This is a genomic window from Streptacidiphilus melanogenes (assembly GCF_000787835.1).
GTDB lineage: Bacteria > Actinomycetota > Actinomycetes > Streptomycetales > Streptomycetaceae > Streptacidiphilus > Streptacidiphilus melanogenes.
Window position 1 is genome coordinate 1 of the sequence record NZ_BBPP01000051.1, and the last position, 13,436, is coordinate 13,436.

The 13,436-nt window shown below is 72.9% G+C and carries 1 pseudogene; it reads right to left on the minus strand.

Going from position 1 to position 13,436, the window contains the following annotated elements:
* Nucleotides 1-13,436 (minus strand): annotated as a pseudogene (locus tag TR49_RS46055) (type I polyketide synthase); the annotation flags it as partial.

A 13,436-nucleotide genomic window follows, 5' to 3' on the forward strand; every position in this document is an offset into this window, starting at 1 on the left:
ACCTCGGGGGTGGACATGATCGCCACACCGCCCGCCAGGGCCATCGTGCACTCGCCGTTACGGAGCGACTGGATCGCCCAGTGCAGCGCAACCAGCGACGAGGAGCACGCCGTGTCGACCGTGACCGCCGGGCCCTCCAGGCCCAGGGTGTAGGCGACCCGGCCCGAGGTGATGCTGCCGGACACACCGGTGCCGAGGTGCCCCTCGACACCGTCGGGCAGATCCGTCACGCCCGCTGCGTAGTCGTGGTACATCACACCGGCGAAGACGCCCGTACGGCTGCCGCGCAGCGTGCCCGGGTCGATGCCCGCCCGCTCGATCGCCTCCCAGGAGGTCTCCAGCAGCAGCCGCTGCTGCGGGTCCATCGCCAGCGCCTCACGCGGCGAGATGCCGAAGAACGCCGGGTCGAACAGGCCCGCGTCGTGCAGGAACCCGCCCTCACGGACATACGAGGTGCCCTGGTGGTCAGGGTCCGGGTGGTAAAGGCCCTCCAGATCCCAGCCGCGACCGGCGGGGGAAGCCGGAGACCGCGTCCGATCCGGACGACACCAGCCGCCACAGGTCCTCGGGCGACTCCACACCACCGGGGTAGCGGCAGGCCATGCCGACGATCGCGATCGGCTCGTCCGACGTGGCAGTAACCGAGGTGGTCACCACCGTCTGTGACTCGTCACCCAGCAGCTCGGTGCGCAGGAACGCGGCCAGCGCGCCGGGGGTCGGGTAGTCGAAGACCAGCGTCGCGGGCAGCCGCAGACCGGTCGCACCGTTGAGCTCGTTGCGCAGCTCCACGGCGGTCAACGAGTCGAAGCCCAGCTCCTTGAACGCCCGCCCGGACTCGACCGCCGACGCGTCCGCGTAGCCCAGCACCGCCGCCACCCGACCACACACCAGGTCCAGCAGCGCAGCCTCGCGCTCCCCCACCGGCAGCGCGCTCAGCGTCCACACCAGGGACGAACCGGCGGCCGTTCCCGACCGACCGGCCTCGACGGCGCGACGCGCCGGTCCTCGCACCAGTCCGCGCAGCAGCGGCGGCAGGGTGCCTGCCGCGGCCTCAGCGCGCAGTGCGGCAAGGTCGAGCCGCATCGGCACGAGCATGGCGTCGCCCGCAGCGCAGGCAGCGTCGAAGAGCGCCAGGCCCTCCTCGGCAGACATGCCCTGGACGCCGCCGCGGCTCATCCGCTGGACGTCGACCTCGGCGAGGCTGCCGATCATGCCGCCGTTCGCCCAGGCGCCCCAGGCAAGGGAGACGGCCGGAAGGCCCTGAGCCCGGCGCTGCCGCGCCAGCGCGTCCAGGAAGACGTTCGCGGCGGCGTAGTTGCCCTGACCGAGACCGCCGAAGGTGCCGGCAGCCGAGGAGAACAGGACGAACGCCGAGAGGTCCGACGTGAGTTCGTGCAGGTTGAGCGCCGCGTCCAGCTTGGGACGCAGCACCGCGTCCAAGCGCTCGGGCGTGAGCGAGGAGACGATCCCGTCGTCCAGCACACCGGCCGTGTGCACCACACCGGAAACCCGCTGCTCCGCCAGCAACCCGGCCAGCGCCGCACGGTCCGCCACATCGCACGCCGCGACCGTGACATCCGCACCCAAGCCGACCAGCTCAGCCACGAGTTCCGCCGCGCCGGGCGCGTCCGCGCCACGCCGCGACACCAGCAGCAGGCTCCGCACCCCGTGCTCGACCACCAGATGCCGCGCCACGAGCGCACCCAGCATGCCCGACGCACCGGTCACCAGCACCGTACCCTCGGCGTCGAACACCGGGGCCGCATTGGCGACCGCAGCCACGCGCGCCAGTCGCGGCACCCGGACCTCACCCGCGCGGATCGCCAGCTCCAGCTCCCCGGAGGCCACGGCCCCGGGCAGGGCGCGGAGCGAGGCGTCCTCGCCGTCCAGATCCAGCAGGACGAACCGGCCCGGGTTCTCGGACTGCGCGGAGCGCAGCAGACCCCACACCGGAGCGTGCGTCAGGTCCAGCAGCTCGGCCTCGTCGACGGCCACCGCGCCACGGGTCACCAGGACCAGGCGAGATGCGGCGAATCGGTCGTCTGCCAGCCAGGACTGGACCAAAGCCAGCGCATCGCCGAGAACGGACCGGACCGATACGGCGAGGTCTGCGGTGTCGGTAGCGTCGACGGTGTCCAAGGCGAGCAGCACCGTGTCGGGTGCGGCCAGGCCGCCGTCCACGGCCGCAGCCAGCGCGCCCAGGTCGGCGAAGGCCTCCGCGCCCGGGCCGAACGCGTCCTCGCACAGCACCGCCCAGCCCCCGACCGAGGCCGACGGGACGGGCAGCCCGACCCAGTCCACGCGGAACAGCGACTCGGCGAACCCGCCGCGGGCCGCCCGCACCTGCTCCTCGGAGACCTCACGCATCGCCAGCGAGTCGACCGAGGCCACCGGCCGGCCCGACTCGTCGGCGAGCACCAGCGAGACCGTGTCACGGCCTGCCGGGGACATCCGCACCCGCACCGCCGCCGCTCCGGCCGCGTGCAGGGTCACGCCGTTCCAGGCGAACGGCAGTCGCCCGCCGCCGTTCTCGTCCAGCATGTCGCCGATGCCGACCGCGTGCAGCGCGGCGTCGAGCAGCGCCGGGTGCAAGCCGAACAGCGCGGCGTCGCCGTGCGCGGCCTCCGGCAGGCGGACCTCCGCACAGACGTCCTCGCCCAGGCGCCAGGCGGCGCGCAGGCCCTGGAAGACCGGACCGTAACCGAATCCGGCAGCGGCCAGGCGCTCGTAGAGGTCCGTCACGTCGACCTCGACCGCGCCGGCCGGCGGCCACTCGGCCAGTTCGAACGCCGGCTCGACGTTCACGGCGGGCGCGAGCACGCCGGTGGCGTGCCGGGTCCACGCGTCTCCCCCAGCGACCGCGTCCTCCGGCCGCGAGTGCAGGCTCACCGCGCGGCGGCCCGACTCGTCGGCTGCCTCCACAGAGAGCTGCACGTGCACCGCGCCGTGCTCCGGAAGGACGAGCGGCGCTTCCAGCGTCAGCTCCTCCAGCACCGAGCAGCCGACCTGGTCGCCGGCCCGCACGGCCAGTTCGACGAAGGCGGTTCCCGGCAGCAGGATCGAGCCCATCACGGCGTGGTCAGCCAGCCACGGGTGCGACCGCACCGACAGGCGGCCGGTGAACAGGAACCCGTCCGCCGCGGCGAGCGAGACCGCCGCGCCGAGCAGCGGATGTCCGGCCACGGTGAGGCCGACAGCCGTGACATCGCCCGTGCCGACGGGCAGCCGCTCGGGCCAGTAGTGCTCGCGCTGGAAGGGGTAGGTGGGCAGGTCGATCCTGCGGCCACCGGTCTCCGCGAAGACGGCCGTCCAGTCCACCGCGACCCCGCGCACGTGGGCTTGCGCAAGCGCCGTGGTCAGCGTGCGGACCTCCGGGCGGTCGGCCCGCAGCACCGACGCGAACGCGACGTCCTCGGCGGTGGCGCAGTCCTGGCCCATCGCGGCGAGCACACCGTCCGGACCGAGCTCCATGAACGTGCGAACACCCTCGGCCTCCAGCGCCACGATGGCCTCGCGGAAGCGGACCGCTTCACGGACATGGCGCACCCAGTACTCGGGCGAGGTGATGTCTGCGTTCTGGTCGAGAGTGGAAACGATCGGGATCTTCGGAGCGTGGAACTCCAGCCCCTCGACCACCGTGCGGAACTCGTCCAGCATCGGGTCCATCAAAGGCGAGTGGAACGCATGGCTGACCGTCAGCCGCTTGGTCTTGCGACCCTGCGCAGCCAACTGCTCGGACACCTCCAGCACCGCCGCCTCGGCACCCGAAAGCACCACCGACGTCGGGCCGTTCACGGCCGCGATCGCCACCTCATCGGTGAGCAGCGGCAGTACCTCGTCCTCGGACGCCTGCACCGCCGCCATCGCGCCACCCGAAGGCAGCGCCTGCATCAACCCACCACGAGCGGCAACCAGCTTCGCCGCATCGCCCAGCGACAGCACGCCCGCCACGTGCGCGGCCGCGATCTCACCAATGGAGTGACCCGCCAGGAAGTCCGGACGCATTCCACGGGACTCGATCAGGCGGAACAGGGCCAACTCGATCGCGAAGAGTGCCGGCTGCGTGTACGCCGTCTCGTCGATCCGCACACCCGCAAAGACCACCTCGCGTAGCGGGCGGTCCAGGTGCTGGTCCAGGTGAGCGAACACCTCGTCCAGCGCGTCCGCGAACACCGGGAAAGCCTCGTACAGCTCACGGCCCATCCCGGCTCGCTGGCTCCCCTGACCCGTGAACAGGAAGGCCGTCCGGCCCTCCGTCACGGAACCGCGCACCACGCCCGCCGCCGACTGACCGGCGGCCAGAGCCGCCAGTCCGGCCAGCAACTCCGCCCGCTCACCCGCGACGATCGCGGCGCGCTGCTCGAAGGCCGCGCGCGTCGTCGCCAGCGAGTAGCCCAGGTCCGCGAGCCCCAGCTCGGCGTCGACCTCGACGCGGGAGAGCAGTTCCTGCGCCTGGGCCTGAAGCGCGGCGTCGTTCTTCGCCGACAGCAGCACTGGCAGTACCGACGGCGCGACCGAGGACTCGGCGGTCGGCTCCTCGGCGATCTCCGGAGCCTGCTCCAGGATCGTGTGTGCGTTGGTCCCGCTCACACCGAAGGCCGACACGCCGACCCGGCGCGGCGCGCCGGTCTCCGGCCACGCCGTGGCCTCCGTCAGCAGCTCCACCGCGCCCGCCGACCAGTCGACGTGCGGCGTCGGCTCGTCCACGTGCAGCGTCTTCGGCAGCACACCGTGCCGCATCGCCATGACCATCTTGATCACACCGGCCACACCCGCAGCCGCCTGCGTGTGCCCGATGTTCGACTTCAGCGCGCCGAGCAGCAAAGGCCGGTCCCCCGAGCGCTGCTGACCGTAGGTGGCGAGCAGGGCCTGGGCCTCGATCGGGTCGCCGAGGCGGGTGCCGGTGCCGTGCGCCTCGACGGCGTCGACCTGGTCCGCCGTCAGCCCGGCCGAGCCCAGCGCCTGACGGATGACCCGCTGTTGCGACGGACCGTTCGGCGCCGTCAGACCGTTGCTCGCACCGTCCTGGTTCACCGCACTGCCGCGCACCACCGCGAGGACCGGGTGGCCGTTGCGCTGCGCGTCCGAAAGGCGCTCGACGAGCAGCATGCCCGCGCCCTCGCCCCAGCCGGTCCCGTCCGCGGCACCCGCGAACGCCTTGCAGCGACCGTCCGCCGACAGACCACGCTGGCGGCTGAACTCGACGAACAGGTCCGGCGTGGACATCACCGTCACGCCACCGGCCAGCGCCAGCGAACACTCGCCGTTGCGCAGCGCCTGCACCGCCATGTGCAGCGCCACCAACGACGCCGAGCACGCGGTGTCGACAGAGACCGCCGGACCCTCAAGCCCGAACGTGTACGACAGCCGACCGGAGATCACACTCGTCGCCGTACCGGTGAGCCGGTGGCCCTCGATCCCCTCCTGCCCGTCGGCCAGGAGCGAGATGTAGTCCTGGCCGTTGGTGCCGATGAAGACGCCGGACTGGCTGCCCCGCAGCGAGACCGGGTCGATGCCCGCCCGCTCGAACACCTCCCACGAGGTCTCCAGCAGCAGACGCTGCTGCGGGTCCATGGTGGTCGCTTCACGCGGGCTGATGCCGAAGAACGCGGAGTCGAACCGGGTCGCGTCCTGGAGGAACGCGCCCTTGCGGGTGTAGACCTTGCCGAGCTGGTCGGGGTCGTCGTCGAAGAGGGAGTCGAGGTCCCAGCCGCGGTCGGTCGGGAAGTCCACGACCGCGTCGCCGCCCGAGACGAGCAGCTGCCACAGCTCCTCGGGCGAGGTCACCCCGCCGGGGAAACGGCAGCTCATCGCGACGATGGCGATCGGCTCGTCGTCCGCCACGACGGTGACCGCGGCCGGCGTCGCGCCGGAGGTGTCCCGGCCGAGCAGCTCGGTGCGCAGGTGGTCGGCCAGCGCCGTGGCCGACGGGTAGTCGAAGACCAGCGTCGCCGGCAGCTTCAGGCCGGTCGCGGCGTTCATCCGGTTGCGCAGGTCGACCGCGGTCAGCGAGTCGAAGCCCAGCTCCTTGAACGCCCGACCGCCCTCGACCGCCGTCGCGTCGGAGTAGCCCAGCACCGCCGCCACCTGGGCGCGCACCAGGTCCAACAGCGCGCGACCCTGCTCGACCTGCGACAGCCCCGCGAGGCGCAGGGCCAGCGAGGAGGCCCCGTCAGCCGTAGCGCCCTCGGTCCGGGACTCGGCGGCCGCCGAACGGAGCCGCTGGACCTCGGGGATCTCGTCGAAGAGGCGGCTCGGACGGACGGCGGCGAACTCGGCGGCGAGCCGGTCCCAGTCGACGTCGGCGATCGTCAGAGCGGCGTCGCCGTGGTCCAGGGCCTGCTGCATCGCCGTGATGGCGAGTGCCGGGGTCATGCCGACCACGCCGTCGCGACGCAGCCGGTCAGCGACCACCTCTTCGGTCGCCAGGCCCGCTTCGGCCCAGGCACCCCAGGCGATCGAGGTGGCAGCCAGGCCGTCGGCCCGGCGCTGCTCGGCCAGCGCGTCCAGGAACGCGTTGGCGGCGGCGTAGTTGGACTGCCCGGCACTGCCGACCGAACCCGCCATCGAGGAGAACAGCACGAACGCCGAGAGGTCCTTGGTGAGTTCGTGCAGATTGCGCGCAGCGTCCACCTTGGGACGGGCCACCGCGGCGAAACGCTCCGCCGTCTGCCCGTCCACCACACCGTCGTCCAACCACACCGGCCGTGTGGAACACCGCCGACACCGGGTACTCGGCCAGCAGCGCGGCCAGCGCCTCACGGTCGGCCGCATCGCACGCCGCGACCGTCACGCTCACACCCTCGGCGGCCAGCTCGTCCCGCAGCTCGACCGCGCCAGGCGCGTCCAGCCCACGACGACTCGTCAGCACCAGACTCTCAGCGCCGTTGCGCACCAGCCAACGCGCCACCTCCGCACCCAGCGCACCCGTACCACCGGTCACCAGCACCGTGCCGGACGGCCGCCACTCGACCGCCTCCCCGCGCGACGCCCGCACCAGACGACGACCGAACACACCCGACGCCCGGACCGCGACCTGATCCTCACCCGCAACCCCGGCCAGCACGCCCGCCAAGCGAGACAGCACACGATCATCGATCGTCTCCGGGAGGTCGACCAGACCACCCCAACGCTCCGGATGCTCCAGCGCCACCACCCGGCCCAGACCCCACACACGTGCCTGGGCGGGATCCATCAGCCGGTCCGAGCGGCCCGTCGACACCGCGCCACGCGTCACGCACCACAGCGGCGCGTCGATACCCGCATCACCCAGCGCCTGCACCAGGGTTGCGGTGGACGCCGGATCCTGGTCGGCCATCGGCAGCCACAGCACGCCGGAGACGGCGGCGGCGGCATCCACCGCAGCGCCCACCTGCTCGGCCAGCGCGCCACGGTCGGCGACATCCAGCTCGACCTGGCGGACGTCCACGCCCCGCCCGGCCAGCATGGTCAGCGTGCCCGACACGGCCGGGTCCTCGGCGCTACCCGCCGGGGTCACGACCAGCCAGGTCCCCGACAGCGTGCCCGAAGCGACCTCGGTGACCGGCTTCCAGCTGTCGCGGTAACGCCAACCGTCGACGGTGGACTGCTCGCGGCTCTGCCGGCGCCAGGCCGAGAGCGCGGGCAGCACCGAACTCAGCGGCTGGTCCCCGTCCAGATCGAGGGTGGCGGAGAGCGCCTCCAGGTCGCCGCTCTCGACCGCCTCCCAGAAGCGGGCGTCGACCGCGTCGACCGGGGCTGCGACCGCCGCGACGGTTCCGTCCGACTCCAGCCAGTAGCGCTCGCGGTTGAAGGCGTAGGTGGGTAGGTCGACCCGACGACCACCCTCGTTGGTGAGGAAGGACTGCCAGTCCACGCGGATGCCACGGACATGGGCCTCGGCGAGCGAGGCGAACAGCCGCTCCAGACCGCCCTCGTTACGGCGCAGCGTGCCGAACGCGACCGCCTCGCGACCGGTGGCATCAATGCCCTCCTGGACCGCCATGGCGAGCACCGGGTGGGCACTCACCTCGACGAACGTCCCGAAGCCGTCCTCGACCAGAGCGCGAACGGCGTTCTCGAACTGCACCGTGGTACGGAGGTTGGTGTACCAGTACTCCGCATCCATCCCGGAGCCGTCGATCAACTCGCCCGTCACGGTGGACAGCAGTGACACGTCACCGGCGCGCGGTTCGATGCCCGCCAGGGTCGCGAGGAGCTCCTCGCGGATCGACTCGACCTGGGCGGAGTGCGACGCGTAGTCCACGGGAACCCGACGCGCACGGACACCGTCGGCCTCACACGAGGCCACCAGCTCCTCCAGAGCGGTCGGTTCGCCGGAGACCACCACGGAAGCCGGCCCGTTCACTGCCGCGACCGAGATCCGGTCCTCGCCCCACACCGTCAGGCGCTCACGCACCTGCCCGACCGGAAGCGCCACGGACACCATGCCACCAAGCCCCGCCAAGCCACCGGCGATCGCCCGACTGCGCAACGCCACCACCCGCGCGCCGTCCTCCAGCGACAGCGCACCCGCCACCACCGCAGCAGCGATCTCACCCTGCGAATGACCCACCACCGCCGCCGGACGCACACCGCCGCACGCCAGACCTCCGCCAGGGAGACCATCACCGCCCACAACACCGGCTGCACGACGTCGACGCGCTCCAACCAGCCCTCACCCATCTCACCGCGCACAATGTCCAGCAGCGACCAATCCTCGGCGAACGGCGCCAACGCGGCCGCGCACTCGGCCATCCGCTCCGCGAACACCACCGAGGAGTCCAGCAGCTCAACCGCCATCGCAGCCCACTGCGAACCCTGCCCCGGGAAGACAAACGCCACCTTCCCCGCAGAACCCGCCACACCACGCACGACCTCGGACGCCACACCACCCGAAGCCAACGCCTCAAGCCCACGCACCGCACCGCCGCGGTCACCCGCGACCACCACCGCACGATGCTCGAACCCGGCCCGAGACGCCACCAACGCGTGGCCCACGTCCAGCAGACCGACTTCCGGCCGCTCGCCCAGCAGCGCCAGCAGCCGCGCCGCCTGGCCCGGCAGCGCCGCCTCACTCTTCGCCGACAGCACCAGCGGCACAGCCGGGACAACCACGGCCTCCGCCACGGCCGCCGGCTCGACCGGCGCGTACTCCAGGATCGTGTGCGCGTTGGTCCCGCTGATACCGAAGGACGACACCGCCGCACGACGCGGACGGCCGGTCTCGGGCCACTCGCGCTGCTCCGTCAGCAGCTCGACCGCGCCCGAGGCCCAATCCACCCTCGGCGACGGCTCGGTGACGTGCAGAGTCTGCGGCAGCACACCATTGCGCATCGCCGTCACCATCTTGATGATGCCGCCGACACCCGCCGCCGCCTGGGTGTGCCCGATGTTCGACTTCAGCGAACCGAGCCACAGGGGCTCATCCGCAGAGCGGTCGCGGCCGTAGGTGGCCAGCAGCGCCTGCGCCTCGATCGGGTCGCCCAGCGGCGTCCCGGTGCCATGGGCCTCGACCGCATCGATCTCGTCGACGGTCAGGCCGGCGTTCGCCAGCGCCTGCCGGATCACCCGCTGCTGCGACGGACCGTTGGGAGCCGTCAGACCGTTGCTCGCACCATCCTGGTTCACCGCACTGCCACGCACCACAGCCAAGACCGGGTGACCGTTGCGCCGAGCATCCGACAGCCGCTCCACGAGCAGCATGCCGACGCCCTCACCCCAACCGGTTCCGTCCGCGTCGGCGGAGAACGCCTTGCAGCGCCCGTCGACGGACAGACCGCGCTGGCGGCTGAAATCCACGAAGGTCTCGGGTGTGGCCATCACAGTCACACCGCCCGCGAGGGCCATCGTGCATTCGCCGTTGCGCAGGGCCTGCACCGCCCAGTGCAGCGCGACCAGCGAGGACGAGCACGCGGTGTCGACGGTGACTGCCGGGCCCTCCAGCCCGAAGGTGTAGGCGACGCGCCCGGAGGCGATGGAGCCGGACACACCGGTGCCCAGGTAGCCCTCGACCCCGTCCGGAAGCTCGCTGATCCCGGTGGCGTAGTCGTGGTACATCACACCCGCGAAGACGCCGGTCCGGCTGCCCTTGAGACTGGCCGGGTCGATGCCCGCGCGCTCGATGGCCTCCCAGGAGGTCTCCAGCAGCAGCCGCTGCTGCGGGTCCATCGCCAGCGCCTCACGCGGCGAGATCCCGAAGAACTCCGGATCGAACAGGCCCGCGTCGTGCAGGAACCCGCCCTCGCGGGCGTAGGTGGTGCCCTGGTGGTCAGGGTCCGGGTGGTAAAGCCCGTCCAGATCCCAGCCACGGCCGGTCGGGAAGCCGGAGACCGCGTCCGATCCGGACGACACCAGCCGCCACAGGTCCTCGGGCGACTCCACACCACCGGGGTAGCGGCAGGCCATGCCGACGATCGCGATCGGCTCGTCGACCGCCACGGCGACGGCCGGGCCGGTCGCGGCGGCGTCCGTGGCGTCGCCCAGCAGCTCGGCGAGCAGGAACGCGGCCAGCGCCAGCGGGCTCGGGTAGTCGAAGACCAGCGTCGCGGGCAGCCGCAGACCGGTCGCACCGTTGAGCTCGTTGCGCAGCTCGACAGCGGTCAGCGAGTCGAAGCCGAGCTCCTTGAACGCCCGCCCGGACTCGACCGCACTCGCGTCGGCGTAGCCGAGAACGGCGGCCACACGACCGCACACCAGGTCCAGCAGCGCGGCCTCGCGCTCGCCTGCCGGGAGCGCCAGGAGACGTCCGGTCAGCTCCGAGCCACCCGCCGCCGAGCCGGCCCGCGCGACCCGACGGGCCGGGACCCGGACCAGCCCGCGCAGCAGGGTGGGCAGGGTGCCCGCGGCGGCTTGGGCCCGCAGTGCGGCGATGTCCAAGCGCATCGGCACCAGCGCTGCCTCACCCGTCGCGGTGGCGGCGTCGAGCAGGGTCAGGCCCTCGGTCGAGGAGAGCCCGTGGATGCCGCCGCGGCTCATCCGCTGGACGTCGAGCTCGTCCAGGCTGCCGACCATGCCGCTGCTGTCGGCCCACGGGCCCCAGGCGAGCGAGGTGGCGGCGAGGCCCTGGGCTCGGCGCTGCCGCGCCAGCGCGTCCAGGAAGACGTTCGCGGCGGCGTAGTTGCCCTGACCGGGGCTGCTCAGCGTGCCGGCGGCCGAGGAGAAGAGGACGAACGCGGAGAGGTCCGAGGTGAGTTCGTGCAGGTTGAGCGCGGCATCCAGCTTGGGACGCAGCACGGAGTCCAAGCGCCCGGGCGTGAGCGAGGAGACGATCCCGTCGTCCAGCACACCGGCGGTGTGCACCACACCCGAGACCCGGTGCTCCGCCAGCAGCCCGGCCAGCGCCGCACGGTCCGCCACATCACACGCCGCGACCGTGACATCCGCACCCAACTCGACCAGCTCAGCGACCAGTTCCGCCGCGCCGGGCGCATCCGCGCCACGCCGCGACACCAGCAGCAGGCTCCGTGCCCCGTGCTCGACCACCAGGTGCCGGGCGACCAGTCCGCCCAGCATCCCGGACGCACCGGTCACCAGCACCGTACCCTCGGCGTCGAACACCGGCACCGACTCGACGGCGGCGGAGACCCGGGCCAGTCGGGGTGCGCGCAGGGCGCCGCCACGGACGGCCAGTTCGGGCTCGCCCGCACTGAGCGCGGCCGACAGGGCCTCACGGGAGAAGTCCCCGCCGTCGATGTCCAGCAGCACCAGCCGGTCGGGGTTCTCCCCCTGGGCGGCGCGGACCAGGCCCCAGACCGGGGCGTGGGTGAGGTCGGCAAGGCCGTTCTCATCGGCCTCGACCGCGCCACGGGTCACCAGGACCAAGCGGGATGCGGCGAACCGGTCGTCCGCCAGCCACGCCTGGACCACCGCGAGCGCGCCGTGCAGCGCGGCCCTGACCGCCGCGGCCGAGTCAGCGGCCTCAGCGTCACTGTTGGCGCCAAGGGTCAGGAACACCGCGTCGGGGACGGCCAGTCCGCCGTCGACGGCCGCACCCAGCGCGGCCAGATCGGCGAAGACCGGGGTGCCGCCTCCGGCGACGGCCGACTGGTCGGTACCCAGCGCGGCCCAGCGGCCGGCCGGTGCAGCCGACACCGGCAGCGCGACCCACTCCACCCGGAACAGCGACTCCACGAACCCACCGCGGGCGCTGCGCACCTGGCTGTCGGAGACCTCGCGGGAGACCAGCGACTCGACGACGGCGACCGGTCGGCCGGCCTCGTCGGCCAGCAGCAGCGCGGCGGCGTCCTGGCTGCGCTCCGAGAGCCGCAGCCGCAATGCGCCGGCGCCGGTGGCGTACAGGGTCACGCCGTTCCACGCGAACGGAATGCGCGCCTGACGCGGCGTCTCAGCGCCCGCCGGTCCGGTGATGTCCAGGCCGAGGGCGTGCAGTGCGGAGTCCAGCAGTGCCGGGTGCAGACCGTAGAGGGCGGCCTCCTCCTGCGCGGCCTCCGGGAGGCGGAGCTCGGCGTAGACGTCGCCGTCGTGACGCCAGGCGGCGCGCAGGCCCTGGAACACCGGGCCGTAGCCGAAGCCGGCGGCGGCCAGGCGCTCGTAGAGGTCCGTCACGTCGACCTCGACCGCGCCGATGGGCGGCCACTCGGTCAGCTCGAACGCCGGCTCGACGTTGACGGCGGGCGCGAGCACGCCGGTGGCGTGCCGGGTCCACGCGTCCTCGGCGAGCGCGTCCTCCAGCCGCGAGTGCACGGTCAGCGGACGGCGGCCGGACTCGTCCGCCGCGCCCAGCGCCAGTCGCAGCTGGACACCGCCACGCTCGGGCAGAACGAGCGGCGCCTCCAGCGTCAGCTCCTCCAGCACCGAGCAGCCGACGCCGTCACCGGCCCGGATCGCCAGCTCGACGAAGGCGGTGCCCGGCAGCAGGATCGAGCCCATCACGGCGTGGTCGGCCAGCCACGGGTGCGACTGCACCGACAGACGGCCGGTGAACACCACGCCGTCGGCGTCAGGCAGTTCGACGCTGGCGCCGAGCAGCGGGTGCCCGGTCGCGCCGAGGCCGATCGACGTCACGTCACCCGCCGCCAGCAGCGGTGTCCGCGGCCAGTAGCGCTGGCGCTGGAAGGCGTACGTGGGCAGGTCGACGCGCCGGGCACCGGTGCCGGCGTAGAACGCCGTCCAGTCGACGGTCACCCCGCGCACGTGGGCCTGCGCGAGCGCCGTGGTCAGCGTGCGAACCTCCGGACGCTCCGCCCGCAGGACCGGCGCGAACGCGACGTCAGCGGCGGTGGCGCAGTCCTGGCCAAGCGCGGACAGGGTGCCGTCCGGACCCAGCTCCAGGAACGTGCGGACGCCTTCGCCCTCCAGCGCGCCGACGGCGTCGGCGAAGCGGACCGCCTCGCGGACGTGACGCACCCAGTACTCGGGGGTCGTCAGGTCGGCGTCCTGGTCCAGCGTCGAGACGATCGGGATCCGGGGAGCGTGGAAGGTCACGCTCTCGGCGA